The 23,257-nt window shown below is 69.7% G+C and carries 22 protein-coding genes, 1 pseudogene and 1 riboswitch; of the genes and pseudogenes, 14 read left to right on the forward strand and 9 right to left on the reverse strand.

Going from position 1 to position 23,257, the window contains the following annotated elements; genetic code table 11:
• The first annotated feature begins 315 nt into the window (after window positions 1-315).
• The 9 genes from E9998_RS21450 (at window position 316) to E9998_RS21490 (ending at window position 11,309) form a co-directional block, all read left to right on the forward strand.
• Window positions 316-744: a hypothetical protein gene (locus tag E9998_RS21450; RefSeq protein WP_136531744.1), complete on the forward strand. Its 429-nt coding sequence runs from the start codon at window positions 316-318 to the stop codon at window positions 742-744.
• Window positions 745-950: 206 nt separating this feature from the next.
• Window positions 951-2,786: a molecular chaperone DnaK gene (dnaK, locus tag E9998_RS21455; RefSeq protein ID WP_136531745.1), complete on the forward strand. Its 1,836-nt coding sequence runs from the start codon at window positions 951-953 to the stop codon at window positions 2,784-2,786.
• The gene (gene grpE / locus E9998_RS21460) at window positions 2,783-3,577 is read left to right on the forward strand and encodes a nucleotide exchange factor GrpE (RefSeq protein ID WP_136531746.1); all 795 of its coding nucleotides are present in this window, start codon (window positions 2,783-2,785) and stop codon (window positions 3,575-3,577) included. Before dnaK ends, grpE begins: the two co-directional genes overlap by 4 nt.
• A 60-nt stretch (window positions 3,578-3,637) precedes the next feature.
• A complete protein-coding gene (gene dnaJ, locus E9998_RS21465) occupies window positions 3,638-4,765 on the forward strand; it encodes a molecular chaperone DnaJ (protein WP_136531747.1) in 1,128 nt (375 codons plus the stop codon).
• 337 nt (window positions 4,766-5,102) lie between these two features.
• Window positions 5,103-5,510 (forward strand): heat shock protein transcriptional repressor HspR, encoded by a 408-nt coding sequence (locus E9998_RS26880; protein ID WP_420842461.1) that lies wholly within the window; start codon window positions 5,103-5,105, stop codon window positions 5,508-5,510.
• A gap of 121 nt (window positions 5,511-5,631) precedes the next feature.
• Entirely contained in the window at window positions 5,632-7,002 is a 1,371-nt protein-coding gene (locus tag E9998_RS21475; protein WP_136531748.1) for a hemolysin family protein, read from the forward strand.
• Complete coding sequence (locus E9998_RS21480) at window positions 6,999-8,018, forward strand: hemolysin family protein (protein WP_136531749.1); 1,020 nt, start codon at window positions 6,999-7,001, stop codon at window positions 8,016-8,018. The genes E9998_RS21475 and E9998_RS21480 overlap by 4 nt, the downstream gene beginning before the upstream one ends.
• A 162-nt stretch (window positions 8,019-8,180) precedes the next feature.
• Window positions 8,181-9,461, forward strand: coding sequence for a cell division protein DivIVA (locus tag E9998_RS21485; RefSeq protein WP_136531750.1), 1,281 nt, complete (start codon window positions 8,181-8,183; stop codon window positions 9,459-9,461).
• A 216-nt stretch (window positions 9,462-9,677) separates the two neighbouring features.
• Window positions 9,678-11,309 carry a beta-N-acetylhexosaminidase gene (locus E9998_RS21490; protein ID WP_136531751.1) on the forward strand — a complete coding sequence of 544 codons (1,632 nt, stop codon included), beginning with the start codon at window positions 9,678-9,680 and terminating at the stop codon, window positions 11,307-11,309.
• Window positions 11,310-11,480: 171 nt separating this feature from the next.
• Here the strand turns inward: E9998_RS21490 and E9998_RS21495 are convergent, their stop codons facing one another.
• Entirely contained in the window at window positions 11,481-12,422 is a 942-nt protein-coding gene (locus tag E9998_RS21495; RefSeq protein ID WP_136531752.1) for a C40 family peptidase, read from the reverse strand.
• Window positions 12,423-12,429: 7 nt separating this feature from the next.
• A riboswitch (cyclic di-AMP (ydaO/yuaA leader) is annotated at window positions 12,430-12,575 on the reverse strand.
• Window positions 12,576-12,800: 225 nt separating this feature from the next.
• Between E9998_RS21495 and E9998_RS21500 the strand changes: the two genes are divergently transcribed.
• From E9998_RS21500 to E9998_RS21510, 3 genes and pseudogenes are all read left to right on the forward strand, one after another.
• Window positions 12,801-13,133, forward strand: coding sequence for a metal-sensitive transcriptional regulator (locus E9998_RS21500; protein WP_136531753.1), 333 nt, complete (start codon window positions 12,801-12,803; stop codon window positions 13,131-13,133).
• A gap of 20 nt (window positions 13,134-13,153) precedes the next feature.
• Window positions 13,154-13,402, forward strand: a pseudogene (locus tag E9998_RS21505) (heavy-metal-associated domain-containing protein); the annotation flags it as partial.
• Between the two features lie 105 nt (window positions 13,403-13,507).
• The gene (locus E9998_RS21510; RefSeq protein WP_136531755.1) at window positions 13,508-13,717 is read left to right on the forward strand and encodes a hypothetical protein; all 210 of its coding nucleotides are present in this window, start codon (window positions 13,508-13,510) and stop codon (window positions 13,715-13,717) included.
• A gap of 13 nt (window positions 13,718-13,730) precedes the next feature.
• On the opposite strand, the gene E9998_RS21515 is transcribed toward E9998_RS21510, so the two are convergent.
• The 4 genes from E9998_RS21515 to E9998_RS21530 form a co-directional block, all read right to left on the reverse strand.
• Complete coding sequence (locus E9998_RS21515; RefSeq protein ID WP_136531756.1) at window positions 13,731-14,078, reverse strand: hypothetical protein; 348 nt, start codon at window positions 14,076-14,078, stop codon at window positions 13,731-13,733.
• Between the two features lie 179 nt (window positions 14,079-14,257).
• Window positions 14,258-15,157: a sugar ABC transporter permease gene (locus tag E9998_RS21520; protein WP_136531757.1), complete on the reverse strand. Its 900-nt coding sequence runs from the start codon at window positions 15,155-15,157 to the stop codon at window positions 14,258-14,260.
• Window positions 15,157-16,701, reverse strand: coding sequence for an ABC transporter permease subunit (locus E9998_RS21525; protein ID WP_136531758.1), 1,545 nt, complete (start codon window positions 16,699-16,701; stop codon window positions 15,157-15,159). The genes E9998_RS21520 and E9998_RS21525 overlap by 1 nt, the downstream gene beginning before the upstream one ends.
• A 35-nt stretch (window positions 16,702-16,736) precedes the next feature.
• Window positions 16,737-17,972 (reverse strand): sugar ABC transporter substrate-binding protein, encoded by a 1,236-nt coding sequence (locus E9998_RS21530; protein WP_136531759.1) that lies wholly within the window; start codon window positions 17,970-17,972, stop codon window positions 16,737-16,739.
• Between the two features lie 153 nt (window positions 17,973-18,125).
• Here E9998_RS21530 and E9998_RS21535 point away from each other — a divergent pair, with 153 nt between their 5' ends.
• A complete protein-coding gene (locus E9998_RS21535) occupies window positions 18,126-19,124 on the forward strand; it encodes a LacI family DNA-binding transcriptional regulator (protein WP_136531760.1) in 999 nt (332 codons plus the stop codon).
• A 14-nt stretch (window positions 19,125-19,138) separates the two neighbouring features.
• Window positions 19,139-20,692: a glycoside hydrolase family 13 protein gene (locus E9998_RS21540; protein WP_136531761.1), complete on the forward strand. Its 1,554-nt coding sequence runs from the start codon at window positions 19,139-19,141 to the stop codon at window positions 20,690-20,692.
• Between the two features lie 56 nt (window positions 20,693-20,748).
• On the opposite strand, the gene E9998_RS21545 is transcribed toward E9998_RS21540, so the two are convergent.
• The 4 genes from E9998_RS21545 to E9998_RS21560 form a co-directional block, all read right to left on the reverse strand.
• Window positions 20,749-21,150, reverse strand: coding sequence for a hypothetical protein (locus E9998_RS21545; RefSeq protein ID WP_136531762.1), 402 nt, complete (start codon window positions 21,148-21,150; stop codon window positions 20,749-20,751).
• 66 nt (window positions 21,151-21,216) lie between these two features.
• The gene (locus tag E9998_RS21550; protein ID WP_158299928.1) at window positions 21,217-21,777 is read right to left on the reverse strand and encodes a Uma2 family endonuclease; all 561 of its coding nucleotides are present in this window, start codon (window positions 21,775-21,777) and stop codon (window positions 21,217-21,219) included.
• Between the two features lie 161 nt (window positions 21,778-21,938).
• Window positions 21,939-22,238, reverse strand: a complete 300-nt coding sequence (locus tag E9998_RS21555) for a DUF397 domain-containing protein (RefSeq protein ID WP_136531764.1) — start codon at window positions 22,236-22,238, stop codon at window positions 21,939-21,941.
• A gap of 4 nt (window positions 22,239-22,242) precedes the next feature.
• Window positions 22,243-23,106, reverse strand: a complete 864-nt coding sequence (locus tag E9998_RS21560) for a helix-turn-helix domain-containing protein (RefSeq protein ID WP_158299929.1) — start codon at window positions 23,104-23,106, stop codon at window positions 22,243-22,245.
• Between the last annotated feature and the right edge of the window lie 151 nt (window positions 23,107-23,257).

Here is a 23,257-nt window from a genome sequence, read left to right on the forward strand (position 1 = left end):
GGCTACCTCTCCCTCGCCCGCCCATCCACTCCCGGCGCGAGTCCGCGCGTCCCCGTGCCGTTCCGCCGCGCCGGCGACGATGCGCCGGTGCGATCGCGGCCGCTGCGACGTGGTCGGGCGCCGCCGCCGAATGGAAACGACCTTCGCATTGGGAGGGACCGAAATCGCGCCCCGAATGCGCGGCCCCGCCCGCCGGTGCGCCGCCCGGGGCGGGCGGCGCGCGCGGCCGCACCCGTGTCCTCGCGGCACGTTCGACCGTTAGACCGGACAGAGGAGTACGCAGGGCACGGAAGCGAAGGCGAATGAGGAGATAGCGTGAGCATGCAGCATTCAACGAGGGCGGTGCCGCCGCCGGCCGAGGCCCCCGAGACCGGGCGGGGACTGCCGCGTCAGGACCGCACCGCGCCGCCGCGCCGCCCGCGCCACGTCGGGGAGCCCGCCGCCGAGCAGGCCTCGATGGTGGTGCCGATCCCGGGCCGCTCGCGGCGCTCGCGGCGCGAGGAGCCCTCCAAGCTGTTCTCGCTGGAGGAGCCGCCGCCGCTGGAGGCGCCCGCGGGGATCACCGAGATCACCGGCTGGGCCCTGGCCTCGGCGATGTGGCGCGACCACCTGCCCGAGCAGCTGCTGGGCATCGACTGCGCCTCGTGCAAGCAGGCCTGGCCGTGCGACACCTGGAAGATCGCCGACGACCTGCTCACCGAGTGCTGCGAGGCCGCCGGGGGCGCGCCCGCCGCCGCCCGCTGAGGCCCCCCGAATCCCAGAGTTGAGTCGGGTCGACTCAACTTTAGTGCAGTTCGTCACAAAAATCGTGATCGCCTTGACAGCCGACATTGGCCGGTCGAACATTGAGTCTATCCGGCTCAACTTGGTTCGGGGTTCCCGCCCGGCCGCTTGAGACAGAGACATCGCCCGGAGCACCGGGCATTCTGTTCGACTACAAGGAGATCAACATGGCACGTGCGGTCGGTATCGACCTCGGCACGACGAACTCCGTGGTCAGCGTCCTCGAAGGCGGGGAGGCCACGGTCATCACGAACGCCGAGGGGGCGAGGACCACCCCGTCCATCGTGGCCTTCGCCAAGAACGGCGAAGTGCTGGTCGGCGAGGTCGCCAAGCGACAGGCGGTCACGAACCCGGACCGCACCATCCGCTCGGTCAAGCGCCACATCGGCACCGACTGGGCCGTGGACATCGACGGCAAGTCGTACACCGCGCAGGAGATCAGCGCGCGGATCCTCATGAAGCTCAAGCGCGACGCCGAGGCGTACCTGGGCGAGAACGTCACCGACGCGGTCGTCACCGTGCCGGCGTACTTCTCCGACGCCCAGCGCACCGCCACCAAGGAGGCGGGCGAGATCGCCGGGCTCAACGTCCTGCGCGTCATCAACGAGCCGACCTCCGCGGCGCTCTCCTACGGCCTGGACAAGGGCGAGGAGGAGCAGACGATCCTCGTCTTCGACCTCGGCGGCGGCACCTTCGACGTCTCGCTGCTGGAGATCGCCGACGGCGTCATCCAGGTCAAGGCGACCTCGGGCGACAACCACCTCGGCGGCGACGACTGGGACGACCGGGTCATCCAGCACCTGGTCAAGACCTTCAACGGCCAGTACGGCGTGGACCTGTCCAAGGACAAGATGGCCATGCAGCGCCTCAAGGAGGCCGCCGAGAAGGCCAAGATCGAGCTCTCCAGCGCCACGCAGACCTCGATCAACCTGCCGTACATCACCGCGGGCCCCGACGGGCCGCTGCACCTCGACGTCTCGCTCTCGCGCGCCGAGTTCGAGCAGATGACCTCCGACCTCCTCGACCGCTGCAAGAAGCCGTTCGAGCAGGCCGTCAAGGACGCCGGGATCAACGTCTCGGAGATCGACCACGTCCTCCTCGTGGGCGGCTCGACCCGCATGCCCGCGGTGTCCGACCTGGTCAAGCGCCTCATCGGCCGCGACGCGCACAAGGGCGTGAACCCGGACGAGGTCGTCGCCATCGGCGCGACCCTCCAGGCCGGCGTCCTCAAGGGCGAGGTCAAGGACGTGCTGCTGCTCGACGTGACCCCGCTGTCGCTGGGCATCGAGACCAAGGGCGGCATCTTCACCAAGCTCATCGAGCGCAACACCACGATCCCGACGAAGCGCTCGGAGGTCTTCACGACCGCCGACGACAACCAGCCGTCGGTGCTCATCCAGGTCTTCCAGGGCGAGCGCGAGATCGCGGCCTACAACAAGAAGCTCGGCACCTTCGAGTTGACCGGTCTGCCGCCGGCGCCGCGCGGCATCCCGCAGGTCGAGGTCACCTTCGACATCGACGCCAACGGCATCGTGAACGTCTCGGCGAAGGACTCCGCGACGGGCAAGGCCCAGTCGATGACGATCTCCGGCGGCTCCAGCCTGGGCAAGGACGACATCCAGCGGATGATGTCCGAGGCGCAGGAGCACGCCGAGGAGGACCGCCAGCGCAAGGAGGAGGCCGAGACCCGCAACATGGGCGAGTCGCTGGTCTACCAGACCGAGAAGCTGCTGGCCGAGTCGGGCGACAAGATCCCCGAGGACCTCAAGGGCCGCATCAACGACGCGACCGGGTCCCTCAAGGGCGCCTTGGGCGGCAGCGACATCGAGGCGATCAAGACCGCCACGGAGGAGCTCTCCAAGGTCAGCCAGGAGGCCGGGCAGGCCATGTACGCGGCGGCCCAGACCGACCAGGGCCCGCAGCCGACCGATGCGCCGGGCGCGCCGGGTGCCGACGACGTCGTGGACGCCGAGATCGTCGATGACGACAAGGACCAGAAGTGAGCGCTGACGGCGGCAAGGACGCCGAGGACACGCCGCCCGAGGAGGGCGGCGTGTCCGAGGGCGCCGAGGAGGAGCTGACGGTCGAGGACATCCTCGCGGCCGCTTCGGACGACGGCCAGGCGGCCGACGACGCGGCGGCCGTCCTCCAGGCGACCCTGGAGGAGCGGACGCGGGACCTTCAGCGGGTCTCTGCGGAGTTCCAGAACTACCGCAAGCGAGTGGAGCGCGACAAGGCGCGGTCCGGCGAGCTGGCGACGGCGGCGGTGCTCCAGAGCCTGCTGCCGGTGCTCGACGACCTGGACCGGGCGCGGGAGCACGGGGACCTCAACGGCCCCTTCGGCTCCGTCGCCGAGCAGTTGACGGGCGCGCTCACCAAGCAGGGCCTGGAGGCCTTCGGGGTGAAGGGCGACCCGTTCGACCCGCAGATCCACGAAGCGGTCGCGCACATGCAGATGCCCGGTGTGGACGGTCCGACCTGCATCGACGTGATGCGTTCGGGCTACCGCCTCGGCGACAGGCTGCTGCGCGCGGCACTGGTGGCCGTGGCCGAGCCCTCCGACGAGCCCGAGGAGATCGCCCCCGACGCCGAGCCGGCGGAGGAGGCCGACGTTCCCGAGGCCGAGGAGGCCGGGCCGGTCGAGGCGGCGTCCGACGAGGACGGGGCCGAAGCGGGGTCCGAGGCGGAGTCCGAGGAGCCCGACGCGGCGCAGGCCGAGGCGACCGAGGCCGATGCGGCCGAGGAGGCGCCGGCCGAGGAGTCCGAGCGCAAGGGCAAGAAAAAGAAGAAGTAGCGGCCGGTAGGTCCGTTCGTGTTCGCCCTCCACGGGAGTGGAGGTGTCCCGGAGGCATGTGTGGCATCGCAGGAGTGGCTCGAGAAGGACTTCTACGCCGTGCTCGGCGTGCCGCAGGACGCCTCCAAGAAGGACATCGAACGGGCCTACCGCAAGCTCGCCCGCGAGTGGCATCCCGACCACAACCCGGCCGATGAGGCCGAGGAGCGGTTCAAGGGGATCTCCGAGGCGTACTCGGTGCTCCACGAGGACAAGTCCCGTGCCGAGTACGACCAGATCCAGTTGATGAAGTCCGGCCGCGGCGGCTTCGGCGGCGCGCACGCGGCGGGCGGCGGGATCAACTTCGAGGACCTGTTCGCGAACTCCGGGGGCTCGGGCGGCTTCTCGGACCTGTTCGGCGACCTGTTCTCCCGCGGCGGGGGCGGCGCCCACCGCCGCAGCGCCGCCCAGCGCGGCAACGACCTGCGCACCCACTTGACGCTCGACTTCGCCGACGCGGTCAAGGGGACCACCACCGACATCCGGATGCGCGCGCCCGGGGAGTGCGAGACCTGCCACGGCTCGGGCGCCAAGCCCGGCACGGCGCCCACGACCTGCCCGCGCTGCAACGGCCGCGGCCTGGTCACCGAGAACCAGGGCGCGTTCAGCTTCGCCCAGCCGTGCCCCGAATGCGAGGGCACCGGATCGGTGGTCGCCGACCCGTGCCCCGACTGCGGCGGCACCGGGGCGACCACGCGGGACCGCGTGATCACCGTGCGGGTGCCCTCGGGCATCGGCGACGGCCAGTCGATCCGCCTGGCCGGGCGCGGTTCGCCCGGCGAGCGCGGCGGCCCCGCCGGGGACCTCCTGGTGCGCGTCACCGTCCGGGCCCACCCGCTGTTCGCCCGCGACGGCGACAACGTGACGCTGCGGCTGCCGGTCTCCTTCCCGGAGGCCGCGATGGGCGCGAAGGTGAAGGTGCCGACCCTCGACGGGCCGGTGACCCTCAAGGTGCCCGAGGGCACGCCGACCGGGCGCGTGCTGCGCGTCAAGGGCCGCGGCGTCCCCGGCAAGGGCGACCTGCTCGTGACCGTCGACGTCGAGGTCCCCGCCTCGCTGCCCGCCGAGGCCAAGGAGGCCCTGGAGCGGTACGCGGCGGCGGCCCCGGGCGCCGACCGCTCGAAACTGGAACAGCTGACGGGCCAATGACGTTGCACGGAGCGGACCGAAGCGGCGGGGACACCCGCCGCCGGTCCGCGCCGCGCGCCTCCGCGAACCAGTGCAGTACCTGCCGGTGCCGTGCGAACCCGCGCCGCGGGGAGGCACGCCGGAACATCCGGCCCCCGGGCCGCGTCGCGGCCCGGGGACACCGGCTCGACAGCGCCGCGGAGGCACCGACCCGCACCGACCGAAGGAGGGCACAGTGACCACTCCCGACCGCACTCCTGAAGACCGCACTCCTGAAAACCGCAGTCCCGAAGACCGCGGTTCATCCGACGGCCGCGGCCGCGCCGACCTCGGCGGGCCGCCGCGCGTGCGCATCGAGATCGCCTACCGCCAGCGCCTGGGCGAGGAGATCGACTACGACGCGAAGATCCTCGCGATCTCCGCGGCCGCCGAGATGGCCGGGATGCACCCGCAGACGCTGCGCCAGTACGACCGGCTCGGCCTCGTCGAGCCCGCGCGCACGCCCGGCGGCGGGCGCCGCTACTCCGTCCGCGACGTCACGCGGCTGCGGGAGATCCAGCGCTTGAGCCAGGACGAGGGCGTCAACCTCGCCGGGATCAAGCGGATCATGGACCTCGAGCGCGAGGTCCACGCCGTGCGGGCCGAGGCCGCGGCCGCGATCGAGGAGCTGCGGCGCACCCGCGCGCAGCTCGCCGAGCTGCGCGCGATGGCCGGTCCGTTCCGCCGCTCGACCGACATCGTCCTGTGGCGGGGCGAACAGCGATGAGCGCTTGCCGCCAGAACCGGTCCCATTAAGATCGGCCCATGCGACGAAGACGACGGCGGTATCGAAGTCCGAGGCCCATAGGCGGCAGCGGTTCGGCAGGGCCCCACAGGGGGCATGAGCGATGCTCATAGCCATCGGCCTGGGCATCATCCTGGCCGTCACCGCCGCCACGGGCTTCTTCGTGGCCCTGGAGTTCGCCTACACCGCGGTCGACCGCTCGCGGCTCCACGACATCGCCAATCACGGCGACCCGCGCCGCGCCTCCCGCGCCCGCCGGGCGCTCGCGATCTGCTCCAGCCTCTCCTTCGCCCTCTCGGGCGCGCAACTGGGCATCACCGTCACCGCGCTGTTCGTCGGCTTCTTCGCCGAGCCGTACCTCGGGCAGGGCCTGGCCGACCTCCTCGGCGTCGCCGGGGTCCCCGCGGCCGTGTCGGTGAGTGTCGGCGTCGCCGCCGCGTTCGTCATCGCCAACGTCGTGCAGATGATCCTCGGCGAGCTCGGCCCCAAGAACCTCGCGATCGCCCGCACCGAGGCCCTCGCGCTCGCCCTCGCCGCCCCCACCCGCGCGTACCTGACGGTCTGCGGGCCCATCATCAAGTTCTTCGACACCACCTCGACGCGGCTGCTCAACCTCCTCGGCATCCAGGCGGTCGAGGAGCTGGAGCACAACGCGACCCCCGAGGACCTGCACCGCATCATCGACCTCTCCCGCGACGAGGGCGCCCTCGACCGGGGCCTGTCCGAACTGCTCGACCGCGGCCTCGACTTCTCGGCCACGGTGGCCGACCAGGCCATGACGCCGCGCGTCAACGTCCACACGCTCTCGGCCGACGCCTCGGTGGCCGACGCCGTCGAAGCGCTCGCCGGGGGCCACTCGCGCTTCCCGGTCGTCGGCGACGACGTGGACGACCTGCGCGGCGTCGTCGGCATCGGCCAGATCATCGGCGTCCCCCGCCGCGAGCGCGCCGAGGTGCGCCTCTCCGAGATCGCCGACCCGGCCCTGCTCGTGCCCGCCTCGCTGCCGCTGCCGACCCTGTTGGAGCGCATGCGAAGCCAGCACCGCCAGCTCGCGTGCGTCGTCGACGAGTTCGGCGGCTTCGCCGGGATCGTCACCCTCGAAGACCTCGCGGAGGAGCTCGTCGGGGAGATCCGCGACGAGCAGGACCGCTTCGAGGCCGTCCCGGTCGCGCTCGCCGGGGGCGCCTGGCTCGTGCCGGGGCGCTGGCGCATCGACGAGGTCGCCGACGCGACCGGGATCGCCCTGCCCGAGGGCGAGCACTACGAGACCATCGCGGGCCTGGTCATGGCCGAGCTGGGGCGCATCGCGCACCCCGGGGACACGGTCGAGGTCGACACGGTGCCGGGGCCGGGCGAGCCGGACGAGGTCGGCGGCGAACGGGTCGCGCGCGTGCGCATGGTCGTCGTCTCCTGCTCCCGGCATGTGCCGCAGGCGATCGAGCTGCGGCCCCAGACCGGGGAGGCGGGCGCATGAGCACCGGACCCGCACTGCTCGTCTCACTGATCCTCTTGGGCGCCAACGCGTTCTTCGTGGCCGCGGAGTTCGCCCTGGTGGCCTCGCGCCAGCACCGGCTCGAACAGGACGGCTCCTCGGCCGCGCGGGCGGCCCTGCGCGGCACCAGGAACCTCTCGCTCATGCTCGCGGGCGCCCAGCTGGGCATCACCGCGTGCACCGTCGGCCTGGGCGCGCTCGCCGAGCCCGCACTCGCCCACGCCTTCGAGGTCCCGCTGGAACACATCGGCCTGGAGGCGGCGGCGCATCCGATCGCGTTCGCCCTCGCGCTGCTCATCGTCGTGTTCCTGCACATGGTCGTGGGCGAGATGATGCCCAAGTCCTGGGCGATCAGCCACCCCGAGTCCTCGGCGATGGCGCTCATCTGGCCGTTCACCGGGTTCGTGGTGCTGACCAAGCCGATCCTGCTGGGGCTCAACCACGGCGCGAACGCGCTGCTGCGGCTCTTCGGTGTCGAGCCGGCGGACGAGAAGGCGCAGGCGCACTCGCCCGAGGAGCTGCGCTACCTGCTGCGGTCCTCGGCCGAGGCGGGGATGCTCGGCGAGCCCGAGCACCAGATGCTCACGCACGCCATCGAAGTGCAGCGCCGCGGGGTCGGCGAGGTCGCGATCCCGTGGGCCGAGGTGGTGACGATCCCGGCCGCCGCGACGGCGGTCGAAGCGGAGGAGCGCAGCCGCGACACCGGCCGCTCGCGCCTGGTCGTGGTCGACGCCGAGGAGCGGCCGGTCGGGCTCGTCCACGTCCGCGAGGCCGTCCAGGCCCCGCCGGACGCCGCGGTCGCCGACCTCGCGGCGGCGCCGCTGCTGGTCGGAGCGGACACGACGGTCGCGGCCGCGGTCGCGCTCATGCGCCGCCAGCGCTCGCAGCTCGCCCTGGTCCACGGCGCGGGCCGCGAGGTCACGGGCCTGGTCGCGATGGAGGACCTCCTGGAGGAGATCATGGGCGACTTCGAGGACGAGACCGACAGGGCCACATAGGCACCCGTCATGCGCAGTCGAACGGGCCCCGGCGCCGGCCGGGGCCCTCTTCCGTGTCCTCTTAGACGAATTCGGCGCGACACGCCATGCGGGCGTGTCCGTCGCCGATTTCGGGCCCTTCAGGCGTGATCATGATTCATCAACCGTTTCCTGTGACTCTGGATGACCATGTCGAAATTCTTCGAGGAATCCGGGCCCGAATTCGCCGTCGCCATGCGCGGCTACGACCGCAATCAGGTCGAAGAGTTCACCACCCGGCTGTACCAGAACATCAAAGCCCACGAGCAGCACCGCGACGAGGCCGCGCGGGCGCTGGACGCCGCCGAGCAGCAGTTGCGCCGCGCCGAGGAGCGCATCGGCGCCCTGGAGCGGCGCGTGGCCGACCGGGCCACGCAGATCGCCGAGGCCGAGCAGCCGACGCTGGCGGGGCTCGGCGCGCGCGTCGAGAAGATCCTGCGCGCCGCCGAGCAGGACGCGGGCGTCCAGCGGGCCGACGCCAAGCGACAGGCGGCCGTCATGCTGGGCGAGGCGCGCGCCGAGGCCGAGGCGATGATGCGCTCGGCCCACACCGAGGCCGCCGAGATCACCGCTACCACCGAGCAGGACGTCACCGAGATCCGCGCCCGCGCGCTCAACGAGACGACCGAGCTGCGCGAGAACGCCCGCCGCAACCACGACCTCGCCGTGGCCGACGCCCACCGGGAGTCGCAGACCGCCCAGGGCCAGTCGCGGTCGGAGGCCGAGAAGTCCCGTTCGCAGGCGCAGCGCGAGATCGCCGTTCAGCGGGCCACCGCCGAACGGGAGGTCACCGAGCTCAAGGCGCTGGCGGCCCGGGAGGCGGACGAGCAGCGCGGCGCCGCCCAGCGCCTGCTGACGGAGGCCGCCGAGCACCGCAAGCGTCGCACGCAGGAGCTCGTGCTCGCCGAGGCCGATCGGCGCGAGCGGGCGCAGAAGGAGGAGGCCGACCGCCACCAGCAGGCCATCGCGACCGCGCAGCGGATCGTCTCGGAGGCCGAGGACCGTCTGGCCCTGGCCGAGGAGCGTTCGCGCAGCGCCGAGAACCGGGCGCTGGAGCGGCGCGAGGAGGCCGACCAGCACGCCAAGGACGCCGTGCACCGCGCCGTCGAGCAGAGCAAGGCGGTCAAGTCCGAGTCGGAGAAGGAGGCCGACCGGGTCCGCCGCAGCGCCCAGGAGCGGGCCGCCGAACGCGTCCAGCCGCTGGCCGAGGAGGTCGCGGCGCTGACGCGCCAGCGCGACAGCGCCGGCTCGAACCTCACCGACCTGCGCCGCCAGCTGGGACTGATGGCCGGGGACGACGAGGGCGGCCCCGTCGAGTGGCCGGCACTGGGCGCTTCCGCTCCCAAGTCGGCACCGATCGTCATCAACAAGCAGCGCGAGGGCTCCGACCTCGACCGGACGCAGCAGCTCCCGGTGATCCGCTGACCCCAGGTACCGCCGCGCGCCGCGGTCAGCCGGTCGCCGAACGGAGGCAATCCGCCGTTCGCCGCACTGGCCGACCGCGGCGCGGCCCTATATTATAAATAAACTGAACTAATTCGGTGGGGGCGACCGCCGCCACCGGATACCCCGGCACGGTCCGCGCCACGGCGAAGCGTCGCGGACCGCACAATCGAACCGACCACCAGGAGCCCCCGCACCATGCAGCGCCGCATATCGCTGATTCCTCAGCCGCAGCAGCTCACCGCCGCTGACGGCGACCTCGACCTGAGCACCCTCGGCGCCATCGTCACCGACGGCGCCGCAGAAGCACCCGAGCTGCGCTCCCTCGCCTGGCTCCTGTCCGACATGCTCGCCCGCGGCACCGGCCTGCGCCTGGTCGTCGCCGACGCCGCCGAAGGCCCCGCGATCCGCATCCGCCTCGAAGGCGAGCGACCCGCGGACCTCACCACCGCCTCCGAGGCCTACCGGCTCGACGTCACCCCCGGCGGCGTCGCGATCACCGCCGCGCACCCGGCCGGGATCGCCCGCGCCGTCGCGACCTTCCGCCAGCTCCTCCCCGCCGACGCCCTCCGGGAGGCGCCCGCCGCCGACCCGGTCGTCCCGCTCGTGTCGATCACCGACGAGCCGCGCCTGCGCTGGCGGGGCGTCATGCTGGACGTGGTCCGCCACTTCCAGCCCAAGGACTTCGTCCTCAAGATGATCGACCGGGCCTGGATGCACCGGCTCAACGTCGTCCACCTGCACCTGACCGACGACCAGGGCTGGCGCTTCGAGGTGCCCTCGCGCCCCAGGCTCGCCGAGGTCGCCTCCTGGCGCGCCGAGACGAAGATCGGGCACGCCCGCGACGAGGAGCAGGGCTACGAGCCCACCCCGCACGGCGGGTTCTTCTCCATCTCGGACCTGCGCGAGATCGCCTCCTACGCGCGCGAGCGGTACGTCATGATCGTCCCCGAGGTCAACCTGCCCGGGCACGCCCGCGCCGTCCTCGCCGCCTACCCCGAGCTCGGTGCCGGCCAGAACAAAGCAGTCTGCCCGACGTTCGGCGTGTTCGAGGAGGTCCTGGAGCCGACCCAGGCCGCGCTCGACTTCGCGCTGGAGGCCTACACGGCCATCGGCGAGGTCTTCGAGGGCCCGTACGTCCACATCGGCGGCGACGAGGTCCCGATGACGCAGTGGGAGTCTTCCCCGATCGCCCGCGACCTCATGGACCGCGAGGGCATCGAGGACGTGCGCGGCGTCCAGGCCTGGTTCACCAAGGCCTTCTGCGACCACCTCGTCGGCATGGGCAAGCAGGTCATCGGCTGGGACGAGATCCTCGACGGCGGCGCCCCCGCCGAGGCCGTGGTCCACGTCTGGCGCAACGAGGCCTACGTCAAGAAGGCGATCGCCGCCGGGCACCAGGTCATCGCCTCGCCCGAACCGTACTGCTACTACGACCACTACGAGGGCGACGGCGCCGAGGAGCCCCTGCGCATCCACGGCCACACCACCGTCGAGAAGGTCGCCGGCTGGGACCCCGTCCCTCCCGGGATCGACGAGTCGAAGGTCCTCGGCGTCCAGTGCCAGCTGTGGTCGGAGTACCTCCCGACCCCCGGCGACGTCGAGTACGCGGCCTTCCCGCGCCTCGCCGTCCTCGCCGAGGTCGCCTGGACGAACCTCGACGTGCGCCAGGCCGAACCCGTCGCCGACCGCCTCGAAGCCCACCTGGAGCGCCTGCACGCCATGGGCATCGGCTACCGCCCCCTGGAAGGCCCCAAGCCCTGGCAGCAGGGCGGCACCGGCCGGCGGGAGCGCTTCGACCACACCTTCGTGGAGCACGAAGCCGAGTAGTACCCAGCAGAAGAGCCCGTGCGAATCGCTTCGCACGGGCTCGTTCCCGTCTCGGTGAGGCCCCCGGCGGCGGCACGGGCGCGTTGCGGGTCAGCAGTGGGACGGAAGTCCGGCCCGCCCGCATCGCCGCCGGGGAGTCGACGGCCGGGCCCGCGGGCCCGGCCCGGTTCCCTACGGGCGCCCGTAGCCGACGATCGACCCGCCGTAGTCGATGTCCACGATCTTCACGACCGTCGTCGAGTTCGGGGCGTGGATGATCTCGCCGCCGCCGATGTAGATGCCCACGTGGGCGAGGTCGTTGTAGAACACCAGGTCGCCCTCCTGCAGCTCGTCGCGCGAGATGCGCGCCGTCTCGTCCCACTGCATCGCCGCGTTGTGCGAGAGCGAGACCCCGGCCGCGGCCCAGGCGCCCTGCGTCAGGCCCGAGCAGTCCCACGTGTCGGGGCCGTCGGCGCCGTACACGTACTGCTCGCCGAGCTGGTCCCAGGCGAAGGCCACCGCGGTGGAGTTGCCGGCGTAGTCGCCCCAGTCGGGTTCGGGGTTCTCGGCGGCGTAGGCGTCGTCGTAGTCGTCTTCGAGGGCCTCGATCTCGGCCTCGATCTCACCCTGTTGCTTCTCGATGTCGGAGAGGATCTCGTCGGCGCTCTCCTTGAGCGTCTCCAGCTCCGTCTTGCGGGTCTCCAGCTCCTCCATCTGCCCCAGCGCGTCCGCGATCGCGGCGTTCTCGGCGTCGGAGAGGTTCGACAGGTACATGAGACGGTCGGCGAAGTCCGACGGGTCGCCCGCGAGCACCGAGTTCACCATCGCGAAGTTCCCGCCCGTGTAGGCGGTCGAGGCGATCTCGGCCATCTGCTCGTTGGCCGCGTCGGCGGCCGCCTGGAGCTCGGGCAGCTGTGCCTCGATCTCCTCGATCAGCTCGTTCGCGTCGTCGAGCTCCTCGCGCTTGGCGTTGTACTCCTCGATGACGACTTCGAGGTCCTCACTGCGCTCGTCGATCTCCTCTTGGATCTCGTCGCTCGACTGCGCCGACGCCTGCGAGGAGGTCAGCAGGGCGGCGGTCGCGGGGATCAGCGCCACGGCCGCGACGGCGGCGACGATTCGGCGGGTACGCACCAGGGCGCGCTCCTTCCTTTGGCCGCCTACCGGGTTAGCTGTCGGGTTCGGGCGGAAGGAAGGGTCGCCCTACGCATCCGCGGACGCGATTCACCCCGCCAGCTCGCGCTGGCTGCTGGTTCCCCGGCTCGGTCGACACTGCACGGGATGCCGTGCTGGGGTGTGCGACCGACTCGACGGAGCCGCGCCGCGGGTGCGGGGTGCAACCGAGTTCCGGCGCGACGCGCTTCAGGTTAGAGGTCCTGACGGGCCCGGACAAGGGCAGGGGGAGAATTTCTCGCACAATGGCACGGAATACTACGGGCCGCTGCTCGGGTCTCACCAGCAGTTGCCGGTATACCCCCTTAGGGTATAGAGTGAGCATCGGAGGGAAGCGACATGGCGACCGATCAGACCGACTGCGCCGCACACGGCGACGAAGGCCAGCACTACTGGTACCACGGCGACAAGGCCGCGCTCACGCGCCGCCTCAAACGCATCGAAGGCCAGATCCGCGGCATCCAGCGCATGGTCGAGGAGGACGAGTACTGCATCGACATCCTCACACAGATCTCCGCCTCCACCAAGGGCCTCCAGGCCGTGGCCCTCAACCTCCTCGAAGGCCACCTCGCCCACTGCGTCGCCGAAGCCCAGACCTCCGGCGACCCCGAAGCCGCCCAGGCCAAGGTCAAAGAGGCCTCCGACGCCGTGGCGCGACTGCTCAGAACCTAAGCACTCACCGACAGGAGACAGCCATGGAAACCGTATACGTCGTCAAAGGCATGACCTGCGGCCACTGCGCAGGCAGCGTCACCCAGGAACTCAAGGCGCTCCCCGGCGTCACCGCCGTCGACGTCGCCCTCGACACCGGCAACGTCACCGTCACCAGCGAGACCGCCCTCACCGAGGACGCCGTCCGCGAAGCCGTCGACGAAGCCGGCTACGAACTCGTCGGCTCTACCAACTTACGGCTCGCAAGCGTCGCCGAGGGTGCCGCCTGACGACCCGCGAGCAACACCGCCGACGAGGCGCCGAACCCCCGTTCACCGGGTGTTCAGCGCCTCGTCGCTGCCGTCCCCGGCACCCCCTGAAGTACAGTCGAGGACATGGCCGTCTCCGATGACAACCGGTCCGTCGAACTCGACGGCAATCGCGCAGTCGAGCTCGACGAGGACTTCTCCGTCCTCCCCGACCAGACCTCCGACGACACCGACCGCGGCTGGGGCGAAGCCCCCGCGAAACGCCCCGCGAAGGGCACCAAGTTCTCCGCTCGCGACCTCGAACTCATGGCCGACCGCCCCCCGCACTGGTCCTAGACCGACACCGCCCCTACTCGCCGCCCGGCGGGCACGCCCGCGCGATCGCGTCGGCGTCCGACTGCGAGAAGTGCGCGACGATCTGGTGGAAACGGGGACTGTCGACCAGATGGCAGGGGACCAGGCCCATGGCGACCTGCGTCGGGATGTCGACACCCGTCCAGTTCTTCGCCGCGCTGATGAGATCGATGTGCGCCGGCCGCTTCCCCGGGGTCTTCCCCGCCGTCGCCTGCTCCACTGCGGCCGACTCCTCCGGCACCGCCGCCGACGCCGCGGACGCCCCCGCGAGCAGCAGCACCGCCGCCCCGGCCGCCGTCACCGCCACACGCCAAGCGGTCACCTCGAAGACCGATCGATTCATGACACTCCCCTCACCGGCGCCCGCGCCCTTCGCGACGGGCCGCAATCCAATGCGGACCATAACAGCACGAAACACACGAAAGCGGGCCCGGACCGCGGTGAGGGAGGCTCACCGCGACCCGGACCCGAGTCGCCTGTCCTGGGGAACAGGACTTTCGGTGCCGAGCACCGGTCTGCGGACTAGCCCTTCACGGCACCGCCGGTCAGACCCGAGACGATGTACCGCTGGAGACTCATGAACACCGCCACCGTCAGCACCGACGTCAGCAGCGTCCCCGCCGCGAAGATCCCGAAGTAGCTCGCCGGCGAGTTCGCCGCCGTCAACGTCTTCAACCCCACGGCGAGCGTCATCTCAGGCCGGTCCGTCAAGAACAGGCTCGCCAGGATGAAGTCGTTCATCGTCCCCACGAACGCCAGAATCCCCGAGATCGCGATGATCGGCGTCGCCAGCGGCAGGATCATCCCGAAGAAGATCTGCGCGTGCGAAGCCCCGTCGATCGTCGCCGCCTCGTCCAGCTCCTTCGGAATCGTGTCGAAGAAGCCCTTCATCAGCCACGTCGAGACGCCCAGCGCCCCACCCATGTACACCAGCATCAGACCGAGCTTCGTGTTCAGGCCCGCCGCCGGATAGAACTCGCCGATCCGCCCGAAGATCAGATACAGCGCGACCACCGACAAGAACGCCGGGAACATCTGGATCAGCAGCAGGAACAGCAGCATCGGCCGCCGCCCCCTGAACCGGAACCGGCTGAAGGCGTACGCCGCCAACGAAGAGATCAGGATCGAGATGAACGCCGCCGGGACCGCGATCATCAACGAGTTCAGGAACCACTGCCCGAACGGGATGTTCGGATCGGAGAACAGCCGCTGAAAACTGTTGAGACTGAACCCGCTCGGCAGCAGACTCGTCGCCGACAGCGTCCCCTTCGGGTTGAACGCCGCCGACACCACGTACAGGATCGGCACGAGGCCGAACACCAGGACCGCCAGCGCCACCAGGTGGCGCCAACCGAATTCCGCCAGCCACCGTCGCGGCTTGGAGACGCGCCCCCGGGAGCGCGCTTGCGCGTGCGAAGCCATTAGTACACGTCCTCCTGGTTGCGGGTGGTCCGGAACATGACCGCCGAGATCGTGGCGACGATCAGGAAGATGAACACGCTGACGGCGCTGGCGAAGCCGTAGTCGGCCGAGGTGGTGCCGAAGGCCTGCCTGAACGCGTAGGTGATGAGCAGGTCGGTGCCGCCGGCGGCGTCTCCGGCCATGAACGGGTTGCCGGCGCTGAGCAGTTCGATCGCGTTGAAGTTGTTGAAGTTGAACGCGAAGCTGGAGATGAGCAGCGGTGTCAGCGAGATCAGCAGCAGCGGCAGCGTGATCTTGCGGAAGGCGGTGACGCCGGTGGCGCCGTCGATCTTGGCCGCTTCGAGCGAGTCCGAGGGCAGGGCCTGGAGTGCGCCGAGGCAGATGAGGAACATGTAGGGCCAGCCGAGCCAGGTGTTGGCGATGAGGACCATCGCCCGTGCCGACCAGGTGCCGCCGAACCAGTTCACGTCGAGGTTGAACAGGTCGTTGATGAGGCCGAAGTCGCGGTTGAACATCTGGGCCCACACCAGCAGCATCGCGAAGGACGGCATGGCGTAGGGCAGGATCATGAGGGTCCGGTAGATCTTCGTGCCGCGCATGGAGGGCTTGTTGAGCGCCATGGCGGTGCCCAGGCCGATGACGAACGTGAACAGGACCGATCCGGCCGCGAACATGATGTTCCAGGCGAAGATGCCGAGGAACGGGCCGCGGATGTCGGGGTCGGTGACGACGTCGAGGTAGTTGTCGAGGCCGATGTTGACGCGCCATCCGACGAGTGCGGCGTCGCCGTCCTCGGTGAGGAAGGTGCCGGTCTCGTCGTCGGCGTACCAGACGGTGCCGGTTGCCGAGTCGGTGATGCAGTCGCAGGCCTCGTCGTAGGAGCGGGTGGAGCGGCCCTCGAACGCGGACAGGCCCTGCACCTTGATGCCGGTGTCCTCGCCGGTGGGCACGGCCAGTTCGGCGAGTTCGGCCTGGCGCTCGTTGAGGTCGGCGAGGGTCCACACCGTGTAGTCGGGGGCCGCGGTGATGCGTCCGGTCGCGTCGAGGGTGGCGCCCTCGATCTCGGTGAGGCCCTCTTCGGTGCCGGCCCAGGTGGAGCCGTCGGCCTGGTCGGTCAGCAGGAGGGTGAGTTCGCCGGAGGCGGATTCGCCGACCGCGAGGAGGTAGGTCGTGCCGCCGTCGGTCTGCTGGACCCCGGCGGCGACGATCGACTCGATCGCGCCCTCCTTGCTCGCCCGGTGCCCGTCACCGTAGTTGGAGAAGGAGGTGCCCACGGTCATGATCACGGGCAGGATCTGGAAGGCGATGAGCAGGAAAGTGCCGGGGACCAGGTACTTCAGGGGGATGGTCCGGCTCTGGAGGTAGGTGTAGAAGACGATCGCGACGATGACCGCCTCCAGCGCGAGGCCCCACCAGGCCTCGGCCGCGATGAGCGGCAACGCCGCCCAGACGGCCAGCGCGGCCACCACGGCGAGTACGGCGATCTTGACGATCAGACCCGCGGCGGTGGTCGAGCCGGCCGTCCGGGCACGTTGGTCGAGCACGGTGCGTTCCTTCGCTCTCGGACTACCAGGGGGCCTTAGCCGGCGACCGCGTCGCGGATGGTCTGCGCGGCGGTGGTGGCGGCTTCCTCACCGGTCGAGGCGCCGTCGACCGCGTCGGCCTGCGCGCGGCCGAAGGGCTCCCAGACCGAGTCCATCGCGGGGATGTTCGGCATCGGGACGGCGTTCTCGCCGGCGGCGGCGAAGCCCTGGATGTCGGTGTTGCCCTCGGAGAAGGCCTCGGCGGCGGCGGTCAGGGCCGGGAGGCGCCCGCCCGCTTCGGCGAGCTTGAGCTGGAGGTCCTCGGTGAGGACGTAGTTGGTCACGAACTCCTGGGCGAACACGGCGTTCTTGGCGCCGGAGGAGATGTAGAAGCCCTGGACGCCGAGGAACGGCGAGGCGGGGTTCTGGCCTTCGAAGCCGGGGATCGCGGTGACCTCGTATTCGAGGCCGGCGCCCTGGACGTCGGTGAGGGCCCACGGGCCGGAGATCATGAAGGCGGTCTTGCCCTCGACGAAGAACGGGATCACGTTCGAGGCGTCGTAGGTGGTCTTGAGGATGCCGTCGGCGCCCAGCTCGGCGAACTTCTCGAACGCGGCGATGCCGCCGGGCGAGTCGACGCCGACGTCGCTGGGGTCGAGGTTCCCGGCGCCGTCGTCCTTGAACAGGTAGCCGCCCATGGAGGAGAACAGCGGATAGGCGCTGTAGGCGTTGCCGTCGACGCCGACCTCCATGGTGAGGACCTCGTCGGTGCCGGCGGCCTGGCCGGCGCTGATGAGCTCCTCGAAGGTGGCGGGGGCTTCGGGGGCGAGCGCGGTGTTGCGGATGAGGCCGAGGTTCTCGAGGGCGTAGGCGACGCCGTAGAGGTTGCCGTCGACGGTGAAGGCCTTGACGGCGGTCTCGTTGAGGGCGGCCTTCTGGTCGTCGGTGAGCGTGATGGGGGCGATGGCGCCGGCCGACGCGTACTGGCCGGCCCAGTCGTGCGCGCCCACGACGATGTCGGGGCCCTGGCCCTGCTCGACGGCGGTGAGGAAGTCGGGGCGGAGCGTGTCCACGTGCTCTTCGACGGTGACCTTGACGCCGACGGTGCTCTCGAAGTCCTTGACGAACTCCTTGAGGACGGGCGTGCGGGTCTCGTCGGCCCAGATGACCAGTTCGCCGGAGAACGACTGGGTCGTCTCTTCGCTCGTCGGGTCCTCGTCCGAACCGCAGGCGGCGGCCGCGCCGAGAGCGGCGGCCGAGACGGCGGTGATACCCAGGGTCCTTCTACGCATGGTCTTTCTCTCCTCATTGAGTGGCCCCGGGGCGGGGGCCGGCGGTCCGGGGACTCGCGTCCCGACTCCCTCAGACATTAGCAAGATGTTTCAGAATCAGGAAAGCCTTGCAACCAAACTGTTGCCAAGTTTCAGATAGGCTAGTCTGTCATCATGCGGCTTCGACTCTCTGACATCGCCCGGCAGGCCGGGGTCAGTGAGGCAACGGTGTCCCGGGTCCTGAACGACAAGCCCGGTGTGGGTCAGCAGACCCGACAGTCCGTCCTCACTGCACTCGACGTGCTCGGCTATGAACGCCCCCAGGCTCTCCGCAAGCACGCTATCGGCCTGATCGGCCTCGTCGTGCCCGAACTGGAGAACCCGATCTTCCCGCTGTACGCGCAGACGATCTCCAACGTCCTGGCCGGTTCGGGCTACACCCCGGTGCTGTGCACGCAGACCCCCGGCGGGGTCTCCGAGGACGAGTTCGTGGAGATGCTGCGTGAAAGGGCCGTCGCCGGGATCATCTTCGTTTCAGGGCTCCACGCCGACACCGCCGCGAGCACCGAGCGGTACCAGGAGCTCAAGGACAAGCGCCTCCCGGTGGCCTTCGTCACCGGCCATCCCGAGGGCGTCGAGGCCGCCTCGTTCTCCTGCGACGACACCGTCGCCGCCCGCATCGCCGTCGAGCACCTCGCCGGGCTCGGCCACACCCGCATCGGACTCGTCTCCGGCCCCGACCGGTACTGGCCGGTGCGCCGCAAGATCTCCGGCTACCGCGCCGCCATGCAGGGCGTCGGCCCCGAGCTCATCGAGCTGACCCTCTTCGGCGAGCAGGGCGGGTACGCCGCCGCGAGCCGCCTCATCGACCGCGGCGCGACCGCCGTCGCCTGCGGCTCGGACATGATGGCCCTCGGCGCGATCCGCGCCGCCGAAGAGCGCGGTTTGAACGTGCCTTCGGACTTCTCCGTCGTCGGCTACGACGACTCCCCCCTCATCGCCCACACCAACCCCCCGCTCACGACCGTGCGGCAGCCGGTGCGCGACATCGCCACCGCCGCCGCCCGGGCACTGCTCGACGAGATCGCCGGGCAGCCCACGCCGTCGTCGGAATACCTGTTCCGACCCGAACTCGTCGTACGCGGTTCCACCGGTGCGGCGCCCCGAGACTGAAAGGGATCTCACCGATGAGTCAACACTGGTGGCGCGACGCGGTCATCTACCAGGTGTACCCGCGCTCCTTCGCCGACGCGAACGGCGACGGCATGGGCGACCTGGAGGGGATCCGCTCGCGCATCCCGTACCTGGCGAAGCTCGGCGTCGACGCGATCTGGCTCTCGCCGTTCTTCGCCTCGCCGCAGAACGACGCCGGCTACGACGTCTCCGACTACCGGGCGATCGAGCCGCGCTTCGGCGACCTCGACGACTTCGACCGGATGCTCGCCGACGCCCACGCCGCCGGGATCCGCCTCATCGCCGACATCGTCCCCAACCACACCTCCTCCGAGCACGTCTGGTTCAAGGCCGCCCTCGCCGCGGCCCCCGGCTCCCCCGAACGGGCCCGCTACCACTTCCGCGACGTCAACCCCGAGCTCCCGGACTCGCCGCCGAACAACTGGCAGTCCATCTTCGGCGGCCCCGCCTGGTCCAAGACCGAGGACGGGAAGCAGTGGTACCTGCACCTGTTCGACTCGACCCAGCCCGACCTCAACTGGGAGAACCCCGAGGTCCACGAGGAGTTCAAGTCGATCCTCAGGTTCTGGCTCGACCGCGGCGTCGACGGCTTCCGCATCGACGTCGCCCACGGCATGGTCAAGGCCCCCGGCCTGCCCGACACCGGCGGCGACGGCACCATCGAGATGATCGGCACCACCCAGGCGCCGTTCTTCGACCAGGACGGCGTCCACGACATCTACCGCACCTGGCGCCCCATCATCGAGGAGTACGAGGGCGACCGCATCTTCGTCGCCGAGGCCTGGACCGACTCGGCCGAACGCCGCTCCCTCTACTTGCGCCCCGACGAGCTCCACCAGGCCTTCAACTTCGACCTGGTGCTGGCCCCGTTCCAGGCCGCGGACTTCCGCAAGGCCATCGACGACGAGATCGCCAACAACGCCGGCGTCGGCGCGCCCTGCACCTGGGTGCTCTCCAACCACGACGTCCAGCGCCACGTCACCCGCTACGGCGGCGGCGAGACCGGCCTGAGGCGCGCGAAGGCCGCCACGCAGCTGCTCCTGTCACTGCCGGGCGTCGTGTACGTCTACCAGGGCGAGGAACTGGGCCTCAACGAAGTCCTCGACCTCCCCGCCGAGGTCCGCGAGGACCCCACGTTCTTCCGCACCAACGGCGAGCAGATCGGCCGCGATGGCTGCCGCGTCCCCCTGCCGTGGACCCGCGAGGGCTCCTCGCTCGGCTTCGGCACGAACGGCGCCTGGCTCCCGCAGCCCGCCGACTGGTCCGAGCTGTCCGTCGAGGCCGAAGACGGCGTCGAGGGCTCCACCCTGGAGTTCTACCGCAAGGCGATCGCACTGCGCCGCGCCAACAAGGCCACGGGCCTGACCTGGCTCCAGGACCCAGGCGACAACGCCTTCGCCTTCGACAACGGCGCGGTCGTCGTCGTGACCAACTTCGGCGACGAATCCGTCCCGGTTGAGCGCTACGGCACCGAAATCCTCCTCGCCAGCGCCCCCCTCGACAACGGCACCCTCCCCGGAGGCGCCACCGTCTGGTTCGCCAAGTAACACGAGCAACGAACAAGGGGCGGCGGGCTTCTGGCCCGCCGCCCCTTGTTCGTTGCTCACTGCTTGGGCGGCCATCGGTGCGCCACGGCCGCCTCGAACTCCAACCAGTCGGATTCGCGAAGCAGCAGCACGTTCAAAGGGATTTCCTCCCGAGCGCCCTGGTAGTCCACCACGAACAATCGCCCGTCCACGATCTCAAGGCGGTCGGCAGGATGGAGCATCCTTTTGACCGAGCGGTTCTGGGTGCGGCTGACCACCAGATCCGGCCTCACCTTCAACGTCGCCATATTGCGGAACACGATCGCCAAGACGGCAACGAGGAGCCCCCACAGCGCGAAGAACAACAGGGAGCCGTCGCCTGTGGCCGAGTACTTCGCGAACACGAAGCCACTGGACACCAGTGCGCCCACGCTCATCAGCAGCGGAAACCACTGAGGAACCCTCACGTTGTGCGTCATGGACTATGAGTACCAGCCCTGGCGTTCTCGGTAGCCACCGCGCAGGGAGGATCCGTACCCCCTCGGCTACCAGTTGCCATCGAGCTTTGCGTTGACCTTGACCGGCTCGTCGAGGACCACTCGGCCGTACTGCTCGCTCACAAGCTTGTACTCGCCGTCTTCGAGCCGGTAGAGGTGCAGGACCGGCAGGCCCTCGACCGCCTCTGAGCTCCGCAGGTAATAGGGGATGTTTCCCCTGGCGTAGATGCCGGGTTTGAGGAGACGGTCCCGCTCCTCTGACTCCGGCGATTCGATTTCCACGACGAGACGCACATGCGCAGGGCGGAACCACCTGGTGTCACGTCCGTACTCGGGCCGCACTTCGACGATGAGGAGATCCGCTTCGGGGCGGTTCTTGCGATCGATGCGGATGGTCATGCGCTGTTCGACTCGAAGGTCGTCGGAGGCGGCATGATCCAGGATGACCATCAGCCGGAATATGACCTCCTGATGCCATGAGCACTGCGGGCTCATGGCTTCAAGCGCGCCGTCGATGAGTTCGACATGGTCTGGAAGGTCATGTTCGTCCAGGTCGTCGGACTCCCAACCCGAATCGCGTGGCGGTCTTGGCAACAAGAAGCCGGTCATCGAGTCTCCTCGGTTGTATACGGGGACAAGGACTTTGCACACCAGCCAACGAGCCGCGTCGGAAGTCGAAACGGCCTCCCTGGAAAGCGTGACCGACCTCCCGGCAGCGCAGAGGGGCCCGGCCGCGCAGCGGCCGGGCCCCTTCGTTGTGCTTGGGATCGTCAGTGGTCCTTGATGCCGGACAGGAAGGCGGTCCATTCCTCGGCGGTCACCAGGAGGTGCGGGAAGTTGCCTTCGGTCGGGAGCTTCGAGTCGCGGACCGCCACGGTCGAGACCAGCCCGGCGACCTCGACGCAGTTGCCGTTGCCGGTGTCGGAGCTGCGGGTGGACTTCCGCCAGGGGGCGTCGTGCAGGCAGGCGACCTCGACGCACTGGCCGTTGCCGGTGCCGGAGCTGCGGCTGGACTTCCGCCAGGTCGCTGCGTTCAGTCGGGCCGTCTGAAGCGCGGTCTCGCGGTTCATGTCGTCACTCGTCCTTCAACCTGCTCTTGATGCGTGCGATGGATTCCTGAGGGCTGAGCGCATCCTCGTTCCAGAGCCCATCATAGGTTTCGGCGAAGGCCTCGATGTCAGGGGATTCGAGGTAGATCGCGCCCGCGGGGGTCTCGATGCAGGCCACATCCGGGAGCGGTTCCTCCAGTTCGAAGTACACGAATCCGGTTGCGATTCCTGCGGCGATGTGGCGGCTGGTGCTGCTGGGCAGGAGGCGAATTTCCACTCGGTTGTATTCGGCTATCTCGATGAGCTTGCGGAACTGGCCCTCCATGACCTCGGCGTCGCCGACCACCATGTCGAGGGCCGCTTCATGGATAAGGAACTCAAAGGACTTCTCATGGTCCTCCTTGAATACGTCGCCGCGCATGATGCGCGCCTCAATCTGACGCTTCACCTGGACCGCGTCATCCCGCTGTGGCCCGTTGGTGATCAGCTCGCTTGCGTACTCCGGAGTTTGGAGCAGTCCGTCGAGGAAGGTGAGGCCGAAGATCCGGACCTTGATCGCCGTGTCCTCCAACCAGATGTAGTCGGCGAAGGAGTTTCCCAGGAAGGGCTGATACCCGTCCCACCAGCCGCGCTGGCGCACTTCCTGCGCGAGCTTGATGAATCCGGCGCGCTCGGTCTTGTCGACCACGTCGTACTGGTCGAGCATCTCCAGCAGGTCCGGGTGTGGGATGCGGTAGGTGCCGGTCTCGTAGTGGCTGAGCGTGCCCTCGGACTTCCCGAGGATTTCGGCGATCTCCGCCAGCTTCAGCTTCTGCGCGAGGCGGCGCTTTTTCAGCTCGCGACCGAGCCACTGCGCCCGCAGGGTGGGTTGCCCTTTTGTAGCTGCCATGTTGTGTCCTCCAGTGCCGGGGGATGTCATCTGGCCTAGTTTGAAAGCTAGCTCAAGTACCAGAGAAGTTTAACATGCGCATTGCGCGCTAAAATTTACTGCGCACCCAACTTGTACTTGATGGAAACCTATGGCATCCTGGATTCGTGGT

Source organism: Glycomyces paridis (genome assembly GCF_004912155.1).
In the GTDB taxonomy this organism is placed as follows: Bacteria; Actinomycetota; Actinomycetes; order Mycobacteriales; family Micromonosporaceae; genus Glycomyces; species Glycomyces paridis.

Bases quoted from the DNA above. Each gene is read 5' to 3' on its own strand.
- dnaK (WP_136531745.1), top strand. From the start codon at position 951: ATGGCACGTGCGGTCGGTATCGACCTCGGCACGACGAACTCCGTGGTC.
- E9998_RS21475 (WP_136531748.1), top strand. From the start codon at position 5,632: ATGCTCATAGCCATCGGCCTGGGCATCATCCTGGCCGTCACCGCCGCC.
- E9998_RS21480 (WP_136531749.1), top strand. From the start codon at position 6,999: ATGAGCACCGGACCCGCACTGCTCGTCTCACTGATCCTCTTGGGCGCC.
- E9998_RS21485 (WP_136531750.1), top strand. From the start codon at position 8,181: ATGACCATGTCGAAATTCTTCGAGGAATCCGGGCCCGAATTCGCCGTC.
- E9998_RS21490 (WP_136531751.1), top strand. From the start codon at position 9,678: ATGCAGCGCCGCATATCGCTGATTCCTCAGCCGCAGCAGCTCACCGCC.
- E9998_RS21500 (WP_136531753.1), top strand. From the start codon at position 12,801: ATGGCGACCGATCAGACCGACTGCGCCGCACACGGCGACGAAGGCCAG.
- E9998_RS21510 (WP_136531755.1), top strand. From the start codon at position 13,508: ATGGCCGTCTCCGATGACAACCGGTCCGTCGAACTCGACGGCAATCGC.
- E9998_RS21515 (WP_136531756.1), bottom strand. From the start codon at position 14,078: ATGAATCGATCGGTCTTCGAGGTGACCGCTTGGCGTGTGGCGGTGACG.
- E9998_RS21520 (WP_136531757.1), bottom strand. From the start codon at position 15,157: ATGGCTTCGCACGCGCAAGCGCGCTCCCGGGGGCGCGTCTCCAAGCCG.
- E9998_RS21530 (WP_136531759.1), bottom strand. From the start codon at position 17,972: ATGCGTAGAAGGACCCTGGGTATCACCGCCGTCTCGGCCGCCGCTCTC.
- E9998_RS21535 (WP_136531760.1), top strand. From the start codon at position 18,126: ATGCGGCTTCGACTCTCTGACATCGCCCGGCAGGCCGGGGTCAGTGAG.
- E9998_RS21540 (WP_136531761.1), top strand. From the start codon at position 19,139: ATGAGTCAACACTGGTGGCGCGACGCGGTCATCTACCAGGTGTACCCG.
- E9998_RS21545 (WP_136531762.1), bottom strand. From the start codon at position 21,150: ATGACGCACAACGTGAGGGTTCCTCAGTGGTTTCCGCTGCTGATGAGC.
- E9998_RS21550 (WP_158299928.1), bottom strand. From the start codon at position 21,777: ATGACCGGCTTCTTGTTGCCAAGACCGCCACGCGATTCGGGTTGGGAG.
- E9998_RS21555 (WP_136531764.1), bottom strand. From the start codon at position 22,238: ATGAACCGCGAGACCGCGCTTCAGACGGCCCGACTGAACGCAGCGACC.
- E9998_RS21560 (WP_158299929.1), bottom strand. From the start codon at position 23,106: ATGGCAGCTACAAAAGGGCAACCCACCCTGCGGGCGCAGTGGCTCGGT.